Origin of the sequence: Gemmiger sp. An120, assembly GCF_002160955.1 — a bacterium.
GTDB lineage: Bacteria > Bacillota > Clostridia > Oscillospirales > Ruminococcaceae > Gemmiger_A > Gemmiger_A avium.
On sequence record NZ_NFLN01000002.1, the window covers coordinates 167,732 to 191,424 of the forward strand.

The following is a 23,693-nucleotide window of genomic DNA, read 5'->3' on the forward strand; positions in this document are numbered from 1 at the left end:
AAAATGCTTTTATCCGGAAAAGTGTTTTCTGTTCTCACCCCATTTGTGGTATAATTAAACAAATGTCACGCAAGGGGGAGCGCATCATGTTGAACACCGAAACGGCAGCCTGGATTGTCGCCAATGTGCGGAATGTGTATCCGGACAACAGCCGGGACACCGCATTGCAAGCGTTGAGCTATTTCCTGGATTTGACCTCTGGCGACGACCGCCCAATGGAAGCCTGTATTCAAGCCATGAGCCAGGCAAACGATCTGCAAAAGCAGCTGCAGATGAAGGAATTTACCGACATCGAACGGTTCATGAAAGATCTGCTGAAACAGGTTTCTCCGGATGTTTTGAATAAAGCGCCCGCAGGCTGCACGGAATGGTCGTTGAAGCCGCTGTATACTCAGGCCTTTAGACTGTTTGCGCCAAACTTCTCCCTGTCCAATTCTGCGTCGCTGGACACGTTGAAAAAGGACAACGATGAAAAGTGGCATTTCGTCAACCTTTACCAGTTCCGTAACCGTATCTCTCACGGAGAAAATCCGGCGCTGGACCCGGCCCGCATGACAGAACTTATCACCAGTATGCTGGTTTGCGAGCTGCGGCTGTGCTATACCTGGGCAAAAGAACTAGCCGCATTGTGGGCTCAGCGCCAGGCCTGGAACACCTTTGACCGGATGGGGTACTGTCGGCAAATTACGGACGCCTATAATGAGTTGTGTCGTCAGGGCTTCGGCTATCTGGACGTGCACTGGTATGCGGACAGCGATCCGGACACTACGGGTAAAACCATCGATGATCTGCGGCGCAGGTCTAAAGATCCGGCACTGAAACTGCTGGGCGAAGCGGGCACCGGAAAAAGCACCGCCTTGCGGCGCATGGAGTTCCTGATGGCCCAGGCGCTTGCAAACAATGCCCGGGGAATCATTCCCGTGTATCTGGAGCTGAATAGTCTGACCGATGACGATCATCCCGTGCTAAACCGCGCCGCACGCCAGCTGGGGATTGAGGAAACCCATCTGGCGGCGCTGCTGGCCAGCGGGGAAATCTGCCTGCTGCTGGACGGCTTCAACGAGATCCTGGATCTGGTTGTCAAGAAAAAGGTTGCCAACGAACTGGACAGTCTGAATGCCCGATACCCTGCATCTCGCATCCTGCTTACGGATCGGGCCATGGCCCGGGCCAACATTCCCACACTGGCACAAGCCCGGCGGCTGTACCTGTCTCCCATTACCATGGAAGCTCGTGTGGAGTATTTCAAGCATAACTGCAAGGATGAAGCCGCCCGTAAGCTGATACTGAGCAAAGCCGACCAGGATCCGGCTTATTTTGAGGGGATGAACACCCCGCTCAAGCTCAAGCAGCTGGTGGATGTAGTCACCGCCACCCACACCGTGCCGGAAGATCTGCTGCACAGTTACGTGCAGCATCTGCTGGAGCGGGAAATGAATGAGAAAAAGGATCCGAACATTGAATATCTGAACGTATTTCTGCAGGTACTGGCGCTGCAGTTCCAGGAAGAGTTTTCCATGATGGCGGCCCAGAGGGAACTGGCCAAATGCAAAACCGCTCTGGGCTACACCCAGCCGGACACATTGCAATGTCTGAAGCTGGCGCTGGACATGGGGCTGCTCGTAAGCGAGGAGGCCAACACCCTGCGATTTGCCTCACCGGAGTACCAGGAATACTTTGAGTTTGAGGCCGATGCCAATGACCTGATCAGTGTGCTGGATTGAGGTGCGCCATGGAACAATCCCTGGAACAACGGATGGCATCCCGCATACCCTGGCAGTCCAGCGACCCGTCCGCTGTACTTCGCACCGGTGAGCGGGCTGCGCTGACGGTGCATCGCCGGGGCGGCAGTACTTCCGCTTTGATACAAGCCGGGCTTGAACAAAACCCGCCGGCAGCGCTGCTGCTGAACCGCCTGCTTCTTCGCCGGAATCTGCTGGACACCGATCTGACCACCGCCATTGCAGACGCCTGCCGCCGGGAACTGGCTGCTGCCGAAACCGCCGATACTGCCGACCCTGTAACGCTGGCACCGCTGTGCGCCGCGCTGGTGATGCTGCAGCTGCGGCCAGAAGCTGTCCGGGCGCTGTCTCTTTGCGGGCGGTCAATGCCTCAGTATACGGAAGGCGGGCAGGAGTTTTCCAGGCGGCTGCTTCAGTTTCTGAATGCAGAAAACAGCCAGCCTCTGATTCTTCAGGCAGAATTGCTGAATCTGATGTACCAGTGTCTTTCCCTGGACTGGAATGAGCAGCTGCTGTACCATTACGGGGTAGAACTGCCCACTGGCGGACAGATTCCTCCGGCGCTGATCGAACTGGTGCACCGGGCAGAACAGGACTGCGCCTTTCGTTACCTGCACAACCTGTTTACCGTTTTTGTGGATCTGCGCCCCGCTGACGTGGGGCTGAGTCCCGAGCCGTTGACGGAGCGGGCATTTGGGATCGAGAGCATTGAAATCTTTCGTGCTCTGCTATTCTGCCACAAGGTCTTTAAGCTGGAAAGTCCCTCTGAACTGGAGGGGCTGGATCGCTGGTGGACCGTCCTGCAGCGCCACCAGGAGGATGCCAACCCTTTCTGGCAGCAGCATCGCGGCTGGTTCACCTTATACTATGTCAGCCGTCAAGCCCGTTTTGAACCGGCCCGGGTGGCCGAACTTCTGGATCAGTATCCGACACTGCCGCCCCCGCCGCCGGGTAAGCCTTATCAAAAGACCAGCCGGGTAATTCAGAATGCCATTACCGACCTGTTTTTCACCCCAGGCGATGTCCTGCTGCGCTATCTGCAATGGTGCTGTGATTACAATCCTTTCCGCTTCCGTTCCGATGAGGAGCGCACCCCGTATTCCTATCTGAATCGGCAGCTGAATCTGGATGCGGCATTCCGGTTTCAGCGCAGCCAGGGGCGTACCGCCCGGGAACTGGTATATCTGTACATGAACAGCTTCGCCCGCTGCCAGTTTGCTCTGCACCATCTGGGTCGCATTCTTTGTGAATACCCGGAAATGCACCCCAATCAGTACGGTACCATCACGGTAGAAAACCTGTTTGAGGATTACCCCATACCTGCAATCCTGCAGGGGCAGAATGTCTCCTGGTCCGTGCGGCCGCTGAACGTGCGGACCGGTGAATCGGGATTCCTGACCATCCCTCCGGACTGGGTCTCCGCCCGACAGGCGCATTTCAATGCTGCCGGTCTGGATGGGACCCGGGTACGTTGTGTAGTATTCCGCCTGTCCGCAGCCAACGGCTCGGCGTATGTCAAACCTCTGTTTGACAACACCCAGGCTGAGGCTGCTCGCCAGGTCCGGCGGGAAGCCTTTGATGAGTTTTGTCTCCGTCTGCAGCAGATTGCTGATACCGGCCGGTTTGACCCGCTTATCAATCGGGAGATTCAGCAACTGGGTATTTCTCCCTTACTGCCGCCCTACAAAATGGTTCGCATGGAACGGCTGGTGGTAGCTTGCTGCGCCTCACTGCTGGCCACCCCGGGACAGGCGCGGCATTTTGTTCTGATGCTCAGCAACCTGCACCGGGGCCGTCTGAATCGGTACCGGTTTCCCTGTCAGAACAGCCGTCATCGCATGTCCACCTATCTGGACAAACAGCTTTTCAGTGATTGCCGCAAACTCTGGCAAACCATCCGTACGCTGCGCCCTGCCTGGGACGAGCTGTTCTTTGTGTATATCAACACCCCATTCAAAATGTGTGTCTCGATGGGGGAACTGGTGCGTCTGTACGCCCCGCCAGGCAATGCTCCTATGGATCTGCGGGAACAGTATTCCCATCCGCACCCTCACTGGTTCGCCGGAACCATAACCGGCCGGCTGCCGGCGCATCGCTCTCCACTAGGGCAAGACTGCCTGATACTGCACCCGCTGGAATTTTCGCCCGGTGCGCCTAACCATCAGGACCGGTTCCTGTACCCGATTTCCGGCCCTGCCGATGAACTGCCGCCCAGTGACAGGCTGTATGCTTTCCGCATTAGCAAGCTGCTGCCTCGTGACCATTGTTTTGTACTGGAGGAACTGGCACTCGCTGACGACCGGCGGCGGATCTCTCCCAAGGCGGTTTACATGGAAGCGATGGGCCAGGCTGCCTGCACCGCCGCACCCCCGGAACAAGTACGCCGGGATCTGGGCCTTTTCAGCGGACCGCTTACCTGGGAAGACCGCACCGAACTGATCACCATGACTCTTCAGGCGCTCAGCCTTCGAGCAGACAGCGCCTCCGCACTGGAACAATTTCTGGCTGACCTGGGGCCCAATAATCCATGGCCCACCGCTCAGGATACCGGCCTGGATGAATGGGTAGCTGATCTGTCCCACAGTGCTCCGTTGAACGAGCTGACACGTCTTCTGGCGCTCCACCAGGAACTGGAAACCAGCCTGCGGATTTATTTTTCTTCGGTACTCCGGGCGGTACTGCCGCTGAACCGGCTGCTGGGCGCCAGTGCCCGGGCCGGACGCAGCCTGTTGCTTGTACCCAAACAAATGGAATCGTATCTGCTGACTTTACACTTTGGTCCCGATGGTCCCCAAACCCGCGGTTTCCGCATAGGAGACTGGGAGTTGGACGGAACTGCCCCGGCAGCCGGATCTCTCACCGTTCGTGTAACGGGTTATATCCCGGAAACCGACCAGCTTGTACTCCGACCAGTGGGTGAATAAGGGAAAGTAAGCGGCCGTGTCCATTCGGATGCGGCCGCTTTTCCTTGATTTTCGATTTTCGATTAGCACACACGGTAGATGTTGCGCAGAAACCAATGCACTATACTATAATAGGCCCTCAGGACGAGAGCAGCAGCTCTTTACGACACACAAAATTTCTCTACCGGTTCAGGGCTGACACTGTCGTTTTATGACGGAATACTGGCGTCTTATGCGGTTTGCCGGGAGAGAATATTGCAATGCTCCAACCCTCGTGATATATTCAAAAAACCCCGTCCACAAGCCGGGATTTTTACTCAGTAAAACGAGGAGGATGTCTATGAAACGGGTTGCGGCAATGGTTGTTCTGGCAGTTCTGCTATTGGCAGGTTGTGCCGGCGAGTTGATGACCTGGCAGGAGCAGTATGATCTGGGAATGCGGTACCTGAACGAAAGCAACTACGAAGAGGCTATTCTTGCCTTTACCCAGGCAATCGAAATTGATCCCAAGAACGTCGAAGGCTATTTGGGCCGTGCTGAGGCATGTGTATCGGCAAGGCAGACAAAAAGAGGGACATGCGTCAGCAAATACCATGCCGCCTTACAGGGGCTGGTGGATACTCGGCTGATAAAAATTTTAAAAGAAGCCTGAATAGGAGTGATTGTTCTTGAGTCTAACGGAGATTTTCGGGGATAAAAGCATTAAAAAAATCCAGGCCCGGGCCATGATTGTGGAAGGGATTATAAGCGGCGAGCTGACAATTGAAGAAATAGAAGCCGCATGTCACCATTTAAAAGATACTAAAATTGCCACTGTTCTGGAGGCTATTGAGGAAATTTCCAATAAGAAGCTCATGAATTTAAGCGTAGATTACCTTGCGTTTTCCAAGAAATATATTTCGAGCAAGGATAATTCCTGCAAACGCGAATCATCACGGATAGTTGGCAATTTAGCTGCCCAGTACCCGCAGGCTGTTCAGGATTGTATTCCCACATTGCTTGGTAACGCGACCGATGAGGGGACAGTGGTTCGCTGGAGTAGCGCCTATGCACTGTCCAGGATCATTGTGTTGGAAGACTACAAAAACACCGCTCTGTATGAAACTTTGGTTTCTATCTGCGATACCGAACAGGATAACGGTGTAAAGAACCAATATGTAAAGGCGTTAAAGAAAATCAAACGCTAAGTCAGTCCATTTTGCTTCCGCCATTCATTTTCCTGCCAAAGGAGAGCCCATGCATCACCCTGTGTCGAAAATATCGTCAGGGCAAATTGTTTGCCCGAAACATCGAATCCCCTTAACTGAGCTAAGACGGCTGCGGTTGAATGACGGAAGGGAGATTCTGGTTTCTCCATGCCCGAAATGCGGCTGTCTGTACACAAATGATTATGCTCCTTTGAATGTACCGAATGGGGAATTCCATGTCGGGGACAAAGTCGTTCTTTGGTCCGGGCTGCGCGTGCAGATTCAAAAGAACGGAAAGCCCAAAATAAAGCCAGTCAAACCCGTCCTTCAGAATAAGCCCGTCAACATTATTCGAAGCAAAAAAGAGCTTTCTGCATTTCGCGACATGACTTCCGCTAAAAACATACTGTACCTGAGCAATAAACGTATGTATCGGGTCATCGGATATTTTGTAGCGGAAAACCAGCAATTCTACTGTCTTCCAGATCGTCTTGATATAGAAGGCCTGGGGAATGCAGATTTGTCGCAAATCAAAGTGAACGACCCGCACAACTATCTGAATACCACAAAGTCCGGCCGGACCTACCTGAAAGCCAGGAAAGAGTGGGAGGCACGGGCGAAAAGATTGGCCGAAGAACAGGCAAAAGCAAAAGAAGCCCGTTTGAAAAAGCAGAAAGAACTGATCCAAAACGCTTACCCAGGCCTTTATTACACCCTGCCATTGCTGGATGAGTCGCACGAGGAATACTGCCCGTTTTGCCACACCAAACTGGAGCATGTGCGGGCGGCTAATATTGTCCTTTACGCGCAAAGGAAACCGCAAAAGAGCATCTATTTTATCGTTGCGGGATGCAGTCGCTGCAACCTGCCGCTTGCAACCCATAAAGATCTGGAACGGATACGGGCGCACACCAAGGGTAGAATCGTAAAAATCCTGTATGCGTCCCGTTTTTCTCAGGCAAGTGCGGTGATTGCGGAAGGGCAGAAAAAGGTCATGAAGATTCCAGCCTATATTCCGCCCGCAACAGAGGCACAAAGCATCCTCCCATTTGCTCCGAAAACATGGGCGCGGGAGCTCCCTGACTTAAGCCGCATTTCCCAGTCCCGGAAAGTTCTTGTATTTGCAAGGAAGTGTACATGCGCCACCTGCCGGGAAACCTTCAAGCAGGACACGATTGTGGCCAGAACCGCAACCGTATTTACCGCAAGCGGTATTCCGGTAGAAATCAATGTGCAATTTTGCATGGGGTGCGGACAGTATTTTCTTTCGCTCCGCTCTTTCTATGCGTATAAAAAGATGTACGGGCCGCTGGACTTCCAGTTCATTCTGGATGAAGTATCCTCGGAAGTGCTGGATTGGGATAAATTCGCAGCCGACAGTGTTCTCAGCCAAAACGGATACTCCGTAAAGGCCGGAGTCTCTGCTGCACAAAGGCAACGTGTTTTGGCTTATCTGCTGGATAACCACATAGCCGAAAAGCACGAGATCATTGCACTGCTCAACCAGTTTATCCAGCTGCAGAAGAACCGCTTGCCGGAAGCCTGTGAAAGATGGAAAGAAGACCTGGCGTTCGTAAATCAGTATAAGATCGATGAACAGGAAAAGGCTGGATTCAAGAAATTGGTTCAGGGTGGTCGTCTGACGCAAAAAGAGTAATGTAAAAGAACTCCCACGGGTAAAGCCCTGTGGGAGTTCTTGCTGTTGTTAGCTTTAGCGCAAAGGCAACCCCCGGCTTTGCCGGGGAGTGTAAAGAAATTATATAGTGAAAAAGACCTGCTGGTAGAATAAAGTTGCGGTCGGCCAACTGCAACAATAAAAAACCAGGAGGTCTTTTTACATGAAAGAAAAGGATATAGCGAGCCTGCAGCACACAACATGGAGATGCCAGTATCATGTAGTGTTTGCACCGAAATGCCGTCGGATGGCAATATACGGGCAAATCAAAAAAGATATTGGGCAAATACTAAGAACGTTGTGCGATCAAAAAGGGGTAGAGATCATCGAGGCGCAAGCGTGCCCAGACCACATCCACATGCTGCTGAGTATCCCTCCGAAGTATAGTGTATCACAAATCATGGGGTATCTCAAAGGGAAAAGCAGCCTGATGATTTTCGACAGACACGCGAATCTGAAATGCAAATATGGGGACAGGCATTTCTGGGCAAGAGGATACTACGTTGATACGGTGGGGCGAAACAAAAGGCAGATACAGGAATACATCAAAAGGCAGTTGGATGAGGACCAGATTGCGGACCAGATGAGCCTGAAAGCGTTTATTGACCCGTTTACAGGTAGCAAGAATATCAAGGCATAAGAAAGCCCCTTAAGGGGCCGCCATGAGTCAGCAATGCAGTTGGCCGACCCATTCGTGGCCCCTTGAGGGGCGTTGTCTGTATTATGCCCTTCCAGGGCTTACTCAAGCCCCCGGCTTAGCCGGGGGTCCTGACTTTTATATTTGCTTCATGGGAAGATTGCAGCCCATACTCAAAGTCAAAAAGCCCCGATCCCCGCCAGATTGAACCCAGCCTCCATCCATGCTATAATAGGTAAAATCGTTCTACTTTCAAAACTACAACGAGACGGCAGGGAGGATGGCCCATGATACCCAAGCAGGACAGGCTGGTGATTACCTTTTATACCACCACCGATGCCATGGCCATGGAGCATCTGTGCCGGGAACAGAAGGCCGACGGCCGGATGATTCCAGTACCCCGCAGCATCTCTGCCGGCTGCGGGCTGGCCTGGAGCGCCCCTCCCGAGAGCGAAAAAGCGCTGCGTGCCTTACTGGATGCGGAACACATCCGGTTTCAAGGCGTGTATCGCTGCCTGGTGTAAGAGGTGGCGAGATGATTTATCTGGACAATGCCGCCACCACCCGGCATAAACCGGACTGTGTGGTGGAAGCGGTAACCCGCGCCCTGTGCAGCCTGGGCAACCCGGGCCGTGGGGCACACGAGGGATCCCTGGATGCAGACCGTGTGGTCTTTGATACCCGACTGGCTCTGGCAGAACTGTTTCACGCCGAGGGCCCGGAGCGGATCGCTTTTACGGCCAACGCCACGGAAGCCCTGAACATAGCCATTAAAGGGATACTGCAGCCGGGGGACCATGTCATCACCACTGCTATGGAGCACAATTCGGTTCTGCGCCCACTCTATGAAATGGAAGAGCGGGGAGCGGAACTGACCATCCTTCCGGCAGACCGGCAGGGCCGTCTTCATCTGGAGGCATTCGAGGCAGCCATACGCCCCAATACCCGGGCCATCGTCTCTACTCATGGCTCCAACCTTACCGGAAACCTGGTGGACATCGGACAGGTGGGGCAGCTGGCCCGGCGTCATGGTCTGCTGCTGGTGGCGGACGCTTCTCAGACGGCAGGTGTATTTCCCATCGATGTCCAGCAGATGCAGATCGACATTCTCTGCTTCACCGGTCACAAAAGTCTGCTGGGACCCCAGGGCACCGGCGGCCTGTATGTGCGGCCGGGCGTAACCGTGCGGCCGCTGCTCAGCGGGGGCAGCGGGATACAGACCTACCGTCGGCACCACCCGCCCGAGATGCCCACCGCCCTGGAAGCCGGCACCCTCAACGCCCACGGCCTGGCGGGCCTGGGGGCCGCGGTGGACTACATCCGACAGGTGGGACTGGAAACCATCCGGGAACAGGAAATGGACCGGATGTGGGAGTTTTACCGTCGTGTCCGGGCAATCCCGGGGATAACGGTGTACGGAGATTTTTCTCAGCGTCTCCGTTGTCCCATTGTGGCCCTGAACGTGCGGGATTACGATTCCAGCCAGGTCAGTGATGCGCTGTCTTCTCACTATGGCATCGCTACCCGGCCGGGGGCTCACTGTGCTCCTTTGATGCACCAGGCCCTGGGCACAGTGGAGCAGGGAGCCGTGCGGTTCAGCTTTTCCCACTTCAACACCCGCGAGGAAATCGAAACGGCCGTTTCCGCACTGGCGGAACTGGCACAGGAGGAATAAATCATGGAACGAACAATTGATTGCCGGGGCATGGCCTGCCCTTTGCCGGTAGTCAACGCAAAAAAGGCATCGGAAGAACTGCAGGCCGGGGATATTCTGACGGTTCTGGTGGATAACGAGGTAGCGGTGCAGAACCTGCAGCGCTTTGCTTCTCACAAGGGATATGTCTCCACCGGTGAGAAGAAGAGCGAAACGGAATACACGGTAGTAATGACCATTACCGGCGCTGGAACGGCTGCTCCGGAAGAGGCAATTGCCTGCCACCAGGATACCCGTCGGAAAGGGATGCTGGTAGTGCTGTCGGCCAACACTATGGGCAATGGTGACCCCAAGCTGGGCACCGCCTTGATGAAGGCCTTTGTATTTGCTCTCACCAAGCAGGATCAGCTGCCCGATACGATTCTGTGCTACAACAGCGGCGCATATCTGACCTGCGAGGGTTCCGAATCGCTGGAAGACCTGCAGCTGCTGGAATCGGAAGGGGTCACAATCCTGACCTGCGGCACCTGCCTGGACTTCTACGGTCTGCGGGAGAAGGTGGCGGTGGGCGGTGTCACCAATATGTATGAGATCGTGGAGAGAATGGAAGCCGCCAGCCAGATCATCCGGCCGTAACAGGGGAGAACAGGATGGAAACACAGGTAAAACTCACCAAACTGGCCACCTGCGCCGGCTGCGGCGCCAAGATGGGTGCCGGCACTCTGACCAAAATGCTGGAGGGCTTCAAGACCCATTCGGATCCCCGGCTGATCGTGGGCTATGATAAGAGCGATGACGCCAGCGTCTATGTGCTGAGCGAGGATCAGGCCCTGATCCAGACCACCGACTTTTTCCCGCCCATTGTGGACGATCCTTACCTATACGGCAAAATCGCCGCCACCAATGCCCTCAGTGATGTGTACGCCATGGGGGGCGAGCCGAAGCTGGCTCTGAACATCCTGTGCGCGGCTGAGTCCATGGAGGACAAGACCATCCGGGAGATCCTGCGGGGCGGCTACGACGCAGCCTACGAAGCCGGGGCCATCATCACCGGCGGCCACACCATCAAGGGAACTGAACCCTTCTATGGCCTGGCGGTATCGGGGTTTGTGCACCCCGACAAGGTTCTGACCAATTCCGGTGCCCGGCCGGGAGATGTGCTGTTGCTGACAAAACCGCTGGGTGTAGGGATCCTGACCACCGCCGCCAAGGCCGGGATGGCCGAGGGCGCCGTGATGGACCGGATCTACCGGCAGATGGCAACTCTGAACAAGACCGCCCGGGATATCATGGTGCAGTACCCGGTTCACAGCTGCACCGACGTTACCGGCTTCGGCCTGCTGGGCCACAGTTATGAGATGGCCCAGGGCAGCGGCTGCACCCTGCACATTCAGGCGGATCAGGTACCGTATCATCCGGAAGCTCTGGAATTCGCCGACATGGGCCTGGTTCCTGACGGCGCCTACCGGAACCGTGACTACGCCCAGCCGGGGGTCAGGGTGTGCCGGGAAATCCCCCTGGCCCTGGAGGATATCTTCTACGATCCGCAGACCAGCGGCGGTTTGCTGATCGCTCTCCCGGCGGAAGCTGCCGAAGCGTGCCTGGCCGAACTGCAAAAACAGATTCCGCAGGCTGCCCGGATTGGCTATGTGACCGAGCTGCAGGATGCAGCCATTAAACTGGAGTAAATCATGAAGAATTTGATTGTTGTCCGGGGCGGGGGAGATCTGGCCACCGGCACCATTTATAAACTGCACCAATGCGGGTTTCCTGTGCTGGTTCTGGAGATCGCCGCGCCCTCCGCTATCCGGCGGAACGTGGCTTTCTCGGAAGCTGTATACCAGGGCACCCAACAGGTGGAAAATGTGACCTGCCGTTTTGCCGACTCGCTGGAGGAGGCTGTCCGCCTGCTGGAAAACGGGGAACTGCCCCTGCTGGTGGACCCGGAAGGGAAATCCATTGAAGCGCTGAAACCCATGGCCGTGGTGGACGCCATTCTGGCCAAGCGGAACCTAGGCACGCATAAGGAGATGGCTCCCATCACGGTAGCCCTGGGCCCTGGTTTCACCGCCGGGGTGGACGTGGATGCCGTGGTGGAAACCCAGCGTGGTCACAACCTGGGACGGGTGCTGTGGCAGGGAGCTGCCGCCCCGAACACCGGCGTTCCCGGCATCATTGCGGGTTATGGCAAGGAACGGGTAATACACAGTCCTGCGGCGGGAGTGCTGCGAAATGTCTGCAAAATCACCAATACGGTCCGTAAGGGCCAGACGATTGCCGTGGTGGAGAATGAAGCCGGCGATGTACCGGTGGAGGCAACCCTGGACGGTCTGCTGCGCGGCCTGATCCGGGACGGTTACCCGGTAACCCAGGGATTCAAGATCGCGGACATTGACCCCCGCATAGGGGAGTACCAGAACTGCTTTACCATCTCGGATAAAGCCCGGTGCATTGCCGGGGGCGTGGTGGAAGCCGTACTGCATCTGAAAGGTGAGAGAGGCATATGATTCAGGCGGTTGTGGGGTCAGGGGGTAAGACTACCCTGATTCACCGGCTGGCCACGGAGGCCCGGGCTCAAGGGAAAAAGGTTCTGGTAACCACCACTACCCATATGCGGATCGAGCCCGACACCCTGCTGAGCGGAGAGACTGCCCCCATTCTCCAGGCGCTGGAGGAAAAGGGCTATGCCATGGCGGGTCTGCCGCTAGGGGAGAAGATCTGCGCCCTGCCGCCGGACGTGTACCGGGCCGCCTGCGCTGCCGCTGACCTGGTTCTGATCGAAGCGGACGGATCCCGGAGTCTGCCTCTGAAATTCCCCCGAGAACAGGAACCGGTGATCCCGGACAATACCGATGAAATTCTGGTGGTCTGCGGACTGAATGGCCTGGGCCGTCCGGCCCGGGAGGTTTGTCACCGGCTGGATCTGGTCACGGCCTGCCTGGGGATTTCCGAAAACACCGTCATCACCCCGGTTCATGTCCAGCGGCTCGTGACCGAGGGATACCTGAAACCGTTGCGGCAGCAGTACCCGGACAAAAAGGTGGTGCTGATGCCCCGGGACAACGGTTCGCTGTATCAGAGGGCGGTGGCCAGTCTTCTGGCTCGGGAACAGGATGTGTCGGTGCTGGATCCGGCCTGGTTTGCCCTTCAGCCCGCCCTTATCATCTGCGGCGCCGGCCATGTGGGCCGGGAGGTGGCAGACCTGGCATCCCGCCTGGATTTTGATATCCGTGTAATAGATGCTCGGCCCGAGTTGGTAACCCGGGAACGTTTTCCTGCCGCCCGGCAGCTGATCTGCGATTCCTACGATCACCTGAACGACCATCTGGAACCGGGAGCCTGTTATGTGGTAGTGACCCCGGATCATCAGGCCGATTACCAATGCGTTTCTACCATTCTGCCCACCCCCTATACCTATCTCGGGATGCTCGGCAGCAGGAGAAAGGCCGCCTCTGCCTTCCGGCAGCTGGAGGAAGCAGGCTTTTCCCGGCAACAGATTGATAGTATCCATGCACCTATCGGTCTGTCCATCGGGGCGGTAACGCCGACCGAGATTGCCTTCAGCATCATGGCGCAGATCATCCAGGTAAAGAACCAGCACCCTGTGAGTTCCGCCGACCGGAATCTTTTGGAAAGCCAGGAAAAGGGCGTTCTGTGCGTAGTCATCGAAGCACAGGGCTCGGTACCCCGGCGGGAAGGCAGCATGATGCTGGTAACCGCCAGCCAGGTACTGGGGACCATCGGCGGCGGTGAGAGCGAATACCAGGCCATCTGCCATGCCCGGGAACACGCAGGCTTGGATATCCAGACCTACGGGCTCCACCAAAGCGCTGCCGCAGAGCCGGACACGGCCTGTGGTGGTCAGATTAAGGTATTGTTTCTGCCGGTGTAATTATTCCGAGAAAACCGTCTACAGCAAAAAGCACCTGATTCCAAGAGGGATCAGGTGCAAATTTCAGATTGGGATCCGCACTTGCCGATGATCATCCGATAAAGGCGATCTGCAACCGACGCAGGAATACGACTGCGCAGTATCTCCATGTGGAAAACTGGACGAACAGATCTCTAAGGGAATGAAACTGTTTGCGAAAAACAAACTGAAACGGGCAATCAAAGAAGTTGCCTGCGCACAGGATGATTACGCCAAAGGAATGGAACCCGATGCCTTGCTGAAAGAAGCAACGGCGAAAAGTTGAATTTGACGGAGGATTTTATGAAGATAAAGGATATTGAAACTTCAAGACTTTTATTAAGAGCATTCACAAAAGAAGATGCTTTGTGGGCATATAGTATCTGGAACAATCCAGAGATGGGACAATATCTGCCAGATGAAGCAAAAGAAGAAATAGATGATGAATATTTGAGCATGTTAGAAGGCTTAGGCGAGGATGAGGACTGTTGTTATTTGATTCCTGTTTTTAAGAATTCCTTGGAACGGGTTGGGACATGCAGTTTCATGGTAAGTGATGATGGAAAAGTATACGATATTGCTTATTGCGTACATAAGAATTTTTGGTGTCAAGGCTATGCAACTGAAATCGCTCAGGGATTGATAGAATATGCTCGTCGACAAGGAGCTGAGAAAGTAACGATTTATGTGAATCAGGAAAATACCGCTTCCAATCGTGTTGCCCAGAAATGTGGCGGAAAAATTGTCAGCGAGAGCACATATAAGAAAAGGGGAACAGATATAATCATGAAAGATTATAAATACGAAATTCTATTGTAAAGTATTCCATACATAAATGGAGACAAGTTATCATTTCCCAAAGAATTTCTTGCGCACTAATTTACAGAGAGAAAGTGCGCCGCTAATGACAGAAAAACGCTCCCAGGCAACCGCTGACAAAATATAAACTCTGTTAACAAGAAAAACTCCCGTCTGATTCCTGTCAGGAATCAGACGGGAGTTTCGTATATTCACCCGAAAATCGCCAGCATCAAATCGTTTCATTCCGCTCAAAGCCTGCAAAATCAGGAAATACGGACTATGTGGGTATGTACGTCACATGACATCCTGATTTTTCAGAAGCTTGAAGCCGGCAAAAGTCGATACCGCCAGATAGCCGCACAGCACAAGGAAGCACGGCAGGAATGCAGACAAGTCATCCGATGCCGAATAAACGGACGGCATATTCGCAGAGATTTTGATAAACCCAAGGCTGACCTGGATTTTCAGGAATCCCAAAACCATTTCCAGGATATTGGGGAGATTTGGAATTACAAGACCGAACACAACACCCGTAATGGCATTTCTGGTATAGATTGCCATAGTAACCGCAAAACTGATATGCGCCATTGCATACAGAATGCGTGCCAGCACGCCCAGAACATAATAGGCGGGATAGGCAACTCCACCTAAGCCGAATCTGCTGCCAGCAATAATGCCCATAACGATACCGCCGGCCAGCGTTACCAGCACATACACGGCGGATACGGTGAAAACAATGGAGAGGTAGTAATGCTTCTTCGCAATACCCCGGCCAAAAATGTTCTTCATGACACCGGAGCGATAGGCTTCCGCCACCATGTTCGTTGTCAGCAGCATGAAGACATACAGGACGGTATCTCCGCTAAAGAATATATCAAACAGCCCTTCCAGACCTGTAACCGGGTTGTCCACCGAGGCCAGGGAAAGAGTGAGCCGGATCGATACAAACATAAGGATAAAACTGAGGGCAAGGCAGCCAAAGAAGAAATGGTCTTTTTTCAGCTGATACATATGTCCGCGAATCAAGCTTTTCATACCGCTTTCCCTCCCGAGAGTTTTTCCACGAAAAATCTCTCGATATCTTCGTCGTTTGCTCCCAAGCCACATACGCGCACCTTGTTTTCTACCAGGAACTGGTTCAGATCCGCCGGATTGATTTTCTCATACAGCTGCAGACTCTGATCAGAAATGGCCTCACAGCGAACGTCCGGATACCGGGACGCAATGAGGGTTTTGGCGCCTTCCAGATACCCCGGCTCAACCGTAACCCGCACACCGCTGCTGCAGGCCTTTTCCAGCGTCTCTTTGCTGAACTCGTCAATCAGACATCCGCCATCAATGATGGCATAGTCCGTCGCCAGCTTATGCAGTTCGCTCAGGATATGGCTGGCAATCAGGATCGTGGTGCCATGCTCCCGGTTCAGCGCCTCCAGCATTTTGCGCATCTCATATACGCCTTCCGGGTCAAGGCCGTTGATCGGCTCATCGAGGATGAGGAAATCAGGATTTCCCAACAGCGAAATGGCAATGCCCAGCCGCTGTTTCATACCCAAGGAGAACTGGCTGGCTTTCTTTTTTCCGGCATTCTGCAGTCCGACCATTTCCAGAATCTTCTGATGATCTTGCCCCTGGATACCAAACAGCAGGGAAAAATAGCGCAGGTTCTCCAGCGCTGTCATATGCTCATAGACGCCCGGTTTCTCAATCAGCATACCCAGGTTCTTGCGCACGGCAGGATCGTTTGTCTTTCCCAGCAGGGTATAGCTGCCGTCGCTTTGCTGGGTCAGGCCGCAGATAATGCGCATGAGCGTGGTCTTGCCGGCTCCGTTCTTTCCGACCAGACCATAAATCGACTTTTTCGGCACATGAATGCTCACATGATTCAAAACCGTTTTAGCGCCATAGACTTTAGACAGGCCATCTGTTTGCAAAATGTATTCCATATCATCTCCATCTTTATGTGTTTTCGGACAAAAAGAAGTATTTGCACAATTTGTTAATCTCAGTATAATCTAACAAATCTCCGCATTTGTTAAGATGTTGTTAATTTCGAGCCCATATCCGTGCTGTCATCCCAGGATAGCTCTTTTTAAATTCCGCACAAGAAAACCGCCGCAGGATATACCCTGCGGCGGTAGTTTCTCATTCTTCTCTTTATGCCAGAATCCCGGATACTCCGGCAGTTTTGCCGTTCCGGATCCGTACCCCAAAGGTAGAAAACAGGAAACCGTACAGGTTCCGAAAACCGGGGACAGGGGATAAGTCTTAGGCTTTTCCGGCTGTCCATTCAGGAGCCGCAAAGAATGCCCCTGCTTCATACCAAAAGCGCGGAAACAAGCCTGCTGTAAAGCGGCTTGTTTCCGCGCTTTCTTGTATGTTTTAATAGGTGAGTATTTATCAGGCGCGTCACTGAAAAGTGGTACGCTTTTTGCAGCAACAGGAGGGAAATCTTATTAGAAGCAAAACTCTCCAAAGAGATCCGTGAATACCGGAAATTCATTAACTTATACTGCTTAAATGAAAAGCCAATAAAATTCGTCTGCCCATGCTTTGTATTCGAAATCATGATACAATTAAACTGAAATAGATGAACACATGGAGGTTCAGGTTTACAAAAGAATGGATCTTGACGAGCAGGGCAATCCCTATCCGCTTTTGTACATGAGCCTGCCGAATACATCTGCGAAAAATCATAGTGACAGAGAGGGCCTTATGAACACACCAACCTTAGAGACAAAACGTCTGATTTTGCGGAAATTTACCAATCAGGATATGGATGCGTTGTTCCTTATCCTGCAGGATGAAGAGGTCAACCGTTTTTTGCCCTGGTATCCGGCCAGGAGCCTGGAAGGGGCAAAGCGATTTTACGAGGAACGCTTTGCCGCCAAATATGCCCAACCGCAAGCATATGCCTATGCGATCTGTCTGAAAGAGAACAACACCCCCATTGGGTACATCAAGGTGGATATGGAAGAACACCACGATTTCGGCTATGGGCTGCGCAAGGAGTTTTGGCATAAAGGGATTGTCACGGAAGCGGGCAAAGCTGTGATTGAACAGGTGAAAAAGGATGGTCTTCCCTATATCACAGCAACCCACGACAGAAATAATCCCAGAAGCGGCGGCGTCATGCGAAAAGTGGGGATGAAATACCAGTATTCTTACGAGGAGCAATGGCAGCCGAAAAATATTCTGGTGACATTCCGGGCGTATCAGCTCAATCTTGACGGAAACGAAAGCCGGGTCTATAAGAAGTACTGGGATACCTCCTCTGTGCATTTTATCGAGCCGAACCTGTAAACGGAATCAGGAAAAGCATTACATAGCGAGTCCGCTTCCAGACGACCGCTTTCTCTGATATAAGTCCGGGTCATTTTGCATGTATCACCATCGGCACTGGTATAGTATAATAAAAGCAATGCATCAACAAGGAGGCGCTGAGCATGTCCTTTGAGCAAAGTTTATTCCAGGAATATAAGCACATAATTGAAACGACCTCGATTCAGAAGTGCTATCAGCAGGTCATGAAGCTCATCAAATACATTGCTTCCGAGCTTGAAAAAGAGATGCCGGAATACACTTTTATGGGCAGAGTAGTAGAGAATCAGATGGACTTTTCATATTTTCAAGCTACCCGGGAAAGCCTGAAAGAAACCGGCCTCAAAGTCCAAATCGTGTTCATCCACAGCACCTGCGAGTTCGAAGTTTGGATGTCCGGATACAACCGAAAGATTCAATGCCGCTACTATAAAATGCTCTATAATTCCGCGTGCCCCTTTGAAGTGTGTTCCGATCCGGAAAAGAACGATTTCATACTCAAGGCTACAGTAGAAAAGGGGATAACAACCGATACCCCGGAAGCGATCATTGCTGAAATAAAAGGGAAGATTATAGAATTAGAGGCGTATATTCAGAAACTAACAGCGTAAAGCGGGCAGCAGTTACCAAAATAGGGACTGCTGCTTTTTCATGCAGGAAAGGAGATTTTATGAGCAGAGAACCCTTTGAAACCATGCCCGATGTGATGGACGCAAAGCAGCTTGCACAGGCGTTGCAGATTTCCAAAGCGGGAGCATATAACCTTTTAATAGCCCGGACTTTCCGACCTTGCGGATCGGTGGGCGCAAATTGGTGATGAAAAATGAGCTTTTGGAATGGCTGCAAAGCCGCACAAACCGAAAGGTATGAAAACATGGTCAAGAGTTGGAAAAGCTGAAAATCAGCCGATAGTGATAGCTGGAACATACGCCACATCGTTTGGAGTATTTCTATCGGATAATCACATCACTTTTCCAATTCAAGAACTGAGAAAAATTTGCGAAAAACAGGAAGTTTTATGAGAACAGGACTTACCAAGAGAGAAAAGACCACAGCCATCTATTTTGACGAGTATGGCAGTATGATCGAGGTACAAACCCACAACACCGATCTGAAAAAGCGGCTGACAGCATTTGCAGCGAATTACCCGGAGTGCTGCCGCCAAATTGACGATGACGAGCAAGGAGGACTGACCTTTGAGATTGAAAAAGGCAGATTGAGTTTTAGGCTGACTGCACCGTATAGTGAGGAGCGGAAACAGGCGGCAAGCGAGTGGGCGAAGAAGAATGGAAGCAAAGGTTAATGTCGAAATGTTCAAAAAATTTTGCTATAGTTTTTGTGAAGCTGTAACGAAAGCCAATTAAAAAGTGCTTATAAGGGTGAAAGGCCTTTTACTACAGAGGAAAGGAGATGAAGGCTTTGGATGACACTAAAATTATAGACCTGTTTTTTGAACGCGATGAAACCGCAATCCGGTACGCCTCCGAAAAATATGGAAACCGTCTGCGTTCGCTATCCCACAGTATTGTAAAAGATAGGCAGACTGCCGAGGAATGTGAAAATGATACTTACACGGAAGCGTGGGATACGATTCCGCCCCATGAGCCAAGAAGCTATCTGTATGCGTTCCTTGCCCGGATCATCCGTCATTTTTCCCTGAACTGTTGCCGTAACCGCAGTCGGCTGAAACGCAGTGCCTTCATATGCGAACTCAGTGCAGAGATGGAACAGTGTATTCCTGCGCCCGACGATGTTCAATGCCGCATCGAGGATAAAGTCTTTGCCGATGCAATCAATGAATTCCTCAGCCGACTGGATGAGGAAAAAAGGAATATTTTTGTTCGCCGGTATTGGTATCTGGATTCCATAGCTTCCATCTCCGAACACTTCGCCTTATCACAGAGCAAAATTAAAACGACGCTCTTTCGCTGTCGAAATGAGCTTCGGGAGTATCTTGAGAAGGAGGGTTACTCCATATGAGAGGAAATGATTTTTTAGAAAAGATGGGGCTGATTGATCCTGCCTATGTTGAAGCAGCAGATACCGCAACGAACAAAAAGAAAAATCCCTGGATGCAGTGGGGAGCGATTGCTGCTTGTTTTGCAGTCATTGTTGTTGCAGCAACGATGCTCTTCCCACACGATGAACCAGAATTGCCCTCTGACCTACCGATGCTGTCGATTTCTGAAAACACTTCGGGTGGAATGGGATATGAGGGATATATGGCTTATGACATTTCGGAACTCGTAAACGCGAATCCCTGGAATGAAGAATCTGAGATATCCGCACTCCCTGTCTATCAAAACCTCTTGCTCTACAATGAGTACTATATTGCATCAGGAGCGGATTTTGATAAAATGCGGGAGTTTATCCTGGATGTTGCTGGGAGATTGGGACTTGATCCAAGCAACCTGACGATCACTGACAATGCACTCAGCGAAGAGGAAAAACAGCAAATAACAAAAAAGTATGAAGCAGGAGGCGTGGTTGTTCCTGATGGATTTTTTGATCCGACTGCACTAATCATAGAAGCCGATGGAATAAAAATAGAAGTAGACCAAACCATGACAGCGACGATACATTTTGATCCTGTCGTATCTCTCCCGGAAGAGTATAACTTTACCCATTATGCGTCCTACGCTGATACGGCTGCTGTGGCAGATTATTTAAAAAGCGAATATAGAGAGTTGATTGGCATGGCCAATCCTCAAGTAAACATTCATGGTGGGGATTACAATATCTATAGCCAGCAAAGTTTTTCCATTGAGTTTTTTGATGCGGACGACCATGATATCAAGCAAATCATCAACTACAATTTCAATCGGGTGGCATTCTATTGTGATGACAATGGAAAGTTGTTCCTGGCAAGGGTATTTCAGCCCGATTTGTCAAAGAAAATGGGGGATTATCCAATCATCAGTTCGGGTAAGGCAAAAGAGCTGTTGTTAAATGGCAATTATCTTTCGACTGTCCCGTATGAATTTCCTGGCGCAGAGTTTATCAAGAAAGTCGAACTCATCTACCGAACAGGCGGATATGAAGCGTACTATATGCCATACTATCGCTTCTATGTTGAACTGCCGGAAGCTGAACACGAAAATGGATTAAAAGACTACGGAGCATTTTATGTTCCAGCGGTGGAAGGCACCTATATTTCCAATATGCCAACATGGGACGGAAGTTTCAACTAAGTGGAACCGGAATTATCCCTTGGCAACAGAGGCGCACTTCTATACCTGGTAACCCCTGTATGCGTGCGCTCTGCGAGGCAAACAGCCCGGACGATAGAAGTCCGGGCTGTTTTGCGTCACTGCGTTCCGTACAATGGGTTGCACCCCTTGCGCCGCTTATGCTGCTATCGTGATTGGTAATCACGATGGAAGTACATGGTCTGGAAATCTGCGGATTTAACGCTTGATTATCTTTTGCGTTTGAACGAAGATAGAATTAGCGGCATACATTCAGAAACTAGCCAAAATGTAAAGCCGACAGATATCGGTCGCCAAAAAGAAGAGCTGCCGGCAGCATTTCTAAGGAGCAAGGGGACCCCCGATTGGACGTTGATTTTGTGGATGGTTCCGAGGATTCTGGCTATGCTGAGGGAGATGCGGTCGACAGCATCTCCCTCAGTGAATGCAACGAAACCGTGTAATCAAAATCAGGCATTTAGCCTAGAGCATTCTTTAGATTGCCCGTTACGCACTCGCTTTCAAAAGACAAAAAATAATGCATTTTCGAAAGTGATATCTTGTGTATACTATTATTTTAAATCTGTATATATAGAGTAAAGTAACCCCCGGCCAACCAGTGGGTTGACCGGGGGCATGTCTTTCAATAACAATAGGGGACTCATTTGGCCGTTGTTTGCCTTTTTCTGTTTCTTCAGTGCCTTCATGACATTCCGGTTTCATTTAATTTCCTTCATCAACTGGATCAGCCACTCAGGCCGACTGTGTCCGATAGGCAGTATTTCTCCATTGCGATATTCCGCTACCAATTCAAAGCCATTGTCATTGTCAAAAAAACGAGCTTCGTCACAGTATGGCAGCACCTTTGCCACGTCAGCAAAGCGGTGAGAGAAACGACTCTCCACATCTTGCCTGGGAATATCATGCCCACCCTTACGGACACGGTTCTGAATGCGTTGGAGACTTTCTTGCACGGTGTCCAGCCCAACGTAATACAAGCGAATGTAATATCCGGCCTCTTTGGCCCGGCGTGCTAACTTACGGGCGTAACCGCCGGAAAGGGTAGTTTCCTGGGTGAAACTGACTCCGTTAGCCAGTGCTTTCTCCAGCTTATCCACAGCCAGCTTGCCGCCCTCGTATTCATCCCCACCCAGCTCGGCGGTAAGTTTATCCGGATCTACGATAATACCCAGATCCGTGCGCTCAGCTTTGAGCGAGCCAGTAAGGCTGGACTTTCCACAGCCGTTTACGCCGCCTATTATGGTGAAGATTTTCATAATGTATCCTTCCCGCCTCCTGCAAGTGTCAGGGGGCCTTTTAATCTATCCAGTTGCAGTTCAATTTGTATGCATAGTGTGCCAAGCTCCAGACAGCTGCCGGGCTGTTCGGCATTCTGCCTTATTCATCTTGAAGTGGTTCAATGTTCGAACAGCCCCAAAGGCACCGCATCTCGCTGCTTTCTTATCTCGAGATTGATTCGATTTTTGCTTTCCCATCGATGAAGATGTAATTAAGATTTATTGTGTTCAGTATACATTGAAACACAAGCAAACTCAATGCTTTTATGAAGCCTAAAACAGATGCACAATTGGCAAATACTATGCTTGGACCATGCATCTGACTCTCTTCCTCTAAAATCCTCTGTTTTCCAAAAGTGAAAGTTTACATACAGACTTCCGATTGAAAGTATTGCTCCTGAAAACGGATTTGTTTTTCTATGTCTTCTTTTGTGAAACTGACGTTTTCAGGCACTACCACCCACTTGTCTTCCACATCGTCATGCCGATGCACCACTGCAATGACGATCCCGGTAAATTCCTTCACTGCTGTATCTACTCCAAGGATGTAAGCGTCCTGATACTCGCCATCTGGCGCAACTATCCCTTCCACAAAGCCGTAATTTACCGGATAATACATATCTTTGTGCACCGGGTGATAGCTTCCAAGCGGCCTATCGACAATCACTTTTACCAGCTTTCCAATCATCAAAACAAATCTCCAGAATCATCAGGGATGATCTTTTTGCCGAAGAGGGGATACCATGTTCTTTGAAGCACAGTATAGCGGTAGCTCTAAGTGTCTTTAATCCCGGATAGGAGAGAGCAATATATCCGGTTCTTCTAACGAAAGGACGTCAATCACGTCATTGGCCGTGACAAATGCCAGATGAAGGATCTCATCGGCCGTCGTGCTGTCGAAGGTTTCGCGTGCAAACCAGCTTGCGTAGTCCGACGCAGTAACTCTATACGCGAGCCAGTTCCGGAAGAAATCTTTGCCATGACCTGCAAGCACGTCTGAAACGGTTTTCCAGCGATCACTTTCGTCGCAGCTTCGGAATGACAAAATTTGTTTTCTATAGACAATGGTGACTTCTGTCTCCAGCCCGGCAAAAACAATCTTGAGACCATTCCGATCCTGAAGCAGGTATTTTAGCTCATAATCATCTGCCACCAATTGACTGGCATTCCATCTTTCCCATTCTTCCAATCGTGTCATCCCCCCACAATCGAGGTATTTACTTTTTATGCAAAATAAAATCACACCCGCAAGATGGGCAGTACTCCATCTCTCTGAGAGCCAATCTGGGATCGAGATGGCATTTATATACCGGGCAGCGATATAGCCGCCACATAATGATCAGTCCGGCGAAAAGCACAATTCCTCCCAGCACATAAAAG

The 23,693-nt window shown here is 51.6% G+C and carries 26 protein-coding genes; 20 read left to right on the forward strand and 6 right to left on the reverse strand.

What is annotated here, in order from left to right:
- Positions 1 to 86 precede the first annotated feature (86 nt).
- The 14 genes from B5E65_RS02530 (at position 87) to B5E65_RS02590 (ending at position 14,527) form a co-directional block, all read left to right on the forward strand.
- On the forward strand, positions 87 to 1,724 hold the full coding sequence (locus B5E65_RS02530) for an NACHT domain-containing protein (RefSeq protein WP_158098495.1): 1,638 nt from the start codon (positions 87 to 89) through the stop codon (positions 1,722 to 1,724).
- Between the two features lie 8 nt (positions 1,725 to 1,732).
- Entirely contained in the window at positions 1,733 to 4,666 is a 2,934-nt protein-coding gene (locus B5E65_RS02535; RefSeq protein ID WP_087170205.1) for a hypothetical protein, read from the forward strand.
- A gap of 319 nt (positions 4,667 to 4,985) precedes the next feature.
- Positions 4,986 to 5,297 (forward strand): tetratricopeptide repeat protein, encoded by a 312-nt coding sequence (locus B5E65_RS02540; RefSeq protein ID WP_087170206.1) that lies wholly within the window; start codon positions 4,986 to 4,988, stop codon positions 5,295 to 5,297.
- 16 nt (positions 5,298 to 5,313) lie between these two features.
- Positions 5,314 to 5,832, forward strand: a complete 519-nt coding sequence (locus B5E65_RS02545) for a HEAT repeat domain-containing protein (protein ID WP_087170207.1) — start codon at positions 5,314 to 5,316, stop codon at positions 5,830 to 5,832.
- Between the two features lie 49 nt (positions 5,833 to 5,881).
- Entirely contained in the window at positions 5,882 to 7,489 is a 1,608-nt protein-coding gene (locus tag B5E65_RS02550) for a hypothetical protein (protein ID WP_143402953.1), read from the forward strand.
- 181 nt (positions 7,490 to 7,670) lie between these two features.
- Positions 7,671 to 8,147: an IS200/IS605 family transposase gene (tnpA, locus tag B5E65_RS02555; protein ID WP_087170209.1), complete on the forward strand. Its 477-nt coding sequence runs from the start codon at positions 7,671 to 7,673 to the stop codon at positions 8,145 to 8,147.
- 284 nt (positions 8,148 to 8,431) lie between these two features.
- Entirely contained in the window at positions 8,432 to 8,668 is a 237-nt protein-coding gene (locus tag B5E65_RS02560; protein ID WP_087170210.1) for a putative Se/S carrier protein, read from the forward strand.
- Between the two features lie 11 nt (positions 8,669 to 8,679).
- Complete coding sequence (locus B5E65_RS02565) at positions 8,680 to 9,819, forward strand: aminotransferase class V-fold PLP-dependent enzyme (protein WP_087170211.1); 1,140 nt, start codon at positions 8,680 to 8,682, stop codon at positions 9,817 to 9,819.
- A gap of 3 nt (positions 9,820 to 9,822) precedes the next feature.
- The gene (gene yedF / locus B5E65_RS02570; protein WP_204657691.1) at positions 9,823 to 10,434 is read left to right on the forward strand and encodes a sulfurtransferase-like selenium metabolism protein YedF; all 612 of its coding nucleotides are present in this window, start codon (positions 9,823 to 9,825) and stop codon (positions 10,432 to 10,434) included.
- Between the two features lie 14 nt (positions 10,435 to 10,448).
- Positions 10,449 to 11,486, forward strand: a complete 1,038-nt coding sequence (gene selD, locus B5E65_RS02575) for a selenide, water dikinase SelD (RefSeq protein WP_087170213.1) — start codon at positions 10,449 to 10,451, stop codon at positions 11,484 to 11,486.
- A gap of 3 nt (positions 11,487 to 11,489) precedes the next feature.
- Complete coding sequence (gene yqeB, locus B5E65_RS02580) at positions 11,490 to 12,305, forward strand: selenium-dependent molybdenum cofactor biosynthesis protein YqeB (RefSeq protein WP_087170214.1); 816 nt, start codon at positions 11,490 to 11,492, stop codon at positions 12,303 to 12,305.
- Complete coding sequence (gene yqeC, locus B5E65_RS02585; RefSeq protein ID WP_087170215.1) at positions 12,302 to 13,690, forward strand: selenium cofactor biosynthesis protein YqeC; 1,389 nt, start codon at positions 12,302 to 12,304, stop codon at positions 13,688 to 13,690. Before yqeB ends, yqeC begins: the two co-directional genes overlap by 4 nt.
- A gap of 181 nt (positions 13,691 to 13,871) precedes the next feature.
- Positions 13,872 to 13,994 (forward strand): hypothetical protein, encoded by a 123-nt coding sequence (locus B5E65_RS16685; protein WP_275532854.1) that lies wholly within the window; start codon positions 13,872 to 13,874, stop codon positions 13,992 to 13,994.
- A 17-nt stretch (positions 13,995 to 14,011) separates the two neighbouring features.
- Positions 14,012 to 14,527, forward strand: a complete 516-nt coding sequence (locus B5E65_RS02590; RefSeq protein ID WP_087170216.1) for a GNAT family N-acetyltransferase — start codon at positions 14,012 to 14,014, stop codon at positions 14,525 to 14,527.
- Between the two features lie 30 nt (positions 14,528 to 14,557).
- Here B5E65_RS02590 and B5E65_RS15985 read toward each other — a convergent pair whose 3' ends face one another.
- Genes B5E65_RS15985 through B5E65_RS02600 form a run of 3 tightly spaced genes read right to left on the reverse strand, consistent with a single transcriptional unit; the run spans position 14,558 to position 16,452 of the window.
- Positions 14,558 to 14,752 (reverse strand): hypothetical protein, encoded by a 195-nt coding sequence (locus B5E65_RS15985; protein WP_143402954.1) that lies wholly within the window; start codon positions 14,750 to 14,752, stop codon positions 14,558 to 14,560.
- Positions 14,753 to 14,803: 51 nt separating this feature from the next.
- Positions 14,804 to 15,544 carry a hypothetical protein gene (locus B5E65_RS02595; protein WP_087170217.1) on the reverse strand — a complete coding sequence of 247 codons (741 nt, stop codon included), beginning with the start codon at positions 15,542 to 15,544 and terminating at the stop codon, positions 14,804 to 14,806.
- Entirely contained in the window at positions 15,541 to 16,452 is a 912-nt protein-coding gene (locus tag B5E65_RS02600; RefSeq protein ID WP_087170218.1) for an ABC transporter ATP-binding protein, read from the reverse strand. Before B5E65_RS02600 ends, B5E65_RS02595 begins: the two co-directional genes overlap by 4 nt.
- A gap of 769 nt (positions 16,453 to 17,221) precedes the next feature.
- Between B5E65_RS02600 and B5E65_RS02605 the strand changes: the two genes are divergently transcribed.
- The 6 genes from B5E65_RS02605 to B5E65_RS02625 all read left to right on the forward strand — a co-directional run bounded on the left by B5E65_RS02605 (position 17,222) and on the right by B5E65_RS02625 (position 21,018).
- Positions 17,222 to 17,809: a GNAT family N-acetyltransferase gene (locus tag B5E65_RS02605; RefSeq protein ID WP_087170219.1), complete on the forward strand. Its 588-nt coding sequence runs from the start codon at positions 17,222 to 17,224 to the stop codon at positions 17,807 to 17,809.
- Positions 17,810 to 17,952: 143 nt separating this feature from the next.
- Entirely contained in the window at positions 17,953 to 18,438 is a 486-nt protein-coding gene (locus B5E65_RS02610) for a DUF7000 family protein (RefSeq protein WP_087170220.1), read from the forward strand.
- A 225-nt stretch (positions 18,439 to 18,663) separates the two neighbouring features.
- The gene (locus B5E65_RS15990; protein ID WP_143402955.1) at positions 18,664 to 18,849 is read left to right on the forward strand and encodes a hypothetical protein; all 186 of its coding nucleotides are present in this window, start codon (positions 18,664 to 18,666) and stop codon (positions 18,847 to 18,849) included.
- The gene (locus B5E65_RS02615; RefSeq protein ID WP_087170221.1) at positions 18,846 to 19,130 is read left to right on the forward strand and encodes a hypothetical protein; all 285 of its coding nucleotides are present in this window, start codon (positions 18,846 to 18,848) and stop codon (positions 19,128 to 19,130) included. Before B5E65_RS15990 ends, B5E65_RS02615 begins: the two co-directional genes overlap by 4 nt.
- A 116-nt stretch (positions 19,131 to 19,246) precedes the next feature.
- Positions 19,247 to 19,807, forward strand: coding sequence for an RNA polymerase sigma factor (locus B5E65_RS02620; protein ID WP_087170373.1), 561 nt, complete (start codon positions 19,247 to 19,249; stop codon positions 19,805 to 19,807).
- Positions 19,804 to 21,018, forward strand: coding sequence for a hypothetical protein (locus tag B5E65_RS02625; protein ID WP_087170222.1), 1,215 nt, complete (start codon positions 19,804 to 19,806; stop codon positions 21,016 to 21,018). Before B5E65_RS02620 ends, B5E65_RS02625 begins: the two co-directional genes overlap by 4 nt.
- Positions 21,019 to 21,734: 716 nt before the next feature.
- On the opposite strand, the gene B5E65_RS02630 is transcribed toward B5E65_RS02625, so the two are convergent.
- From B5E65_RS02630 to B5E65_RS02640, 3 genes are all read right to left on the reverse strand, one after another.
- Positions 21,735 to 22,292, reverse strand: a complete 558-nt coding sequence (locus B5E65_RS02630) for an ATPase (protein ID WP_087170223.1) — start codon at positions 22,290 to 22,292, stop codon at positions 21,735 to 21,737.
- A 385-nt stretch (positions 22,293 to 22,677) separates the two neighbouring features.
- Positions 22,678 to 23,001: an inorganic pyrophosphatase gene (locus B5E65_RS02635; RefSeq protein ID WP_087170224.1), complete on the reverse strand. Its 324-nt coding sequence runs from the start codon at positions 22,999 to 23,001 to the stop codon at positions 22,678 to 22,680.
- A 96-nt stretch (positions 23,002 to 23,097) separates the two neighbouring features.
- Positions 23,098 to 23,502 carry a hypothetical protein gene (locus B5E65_RS02640; RefSeq protein ID WP_143402956.1) on the reverse strand — a complete coding sequence of 135 codons (405 nt, stop codon included), beginning with the start codon at positions 23,500 to 23,502 and terminating at the stop codon, positions 23,098 to 23,100.
- Between the last annotated feature and the right edge of the window lie 191 nt (positions 23,503 to 23,693).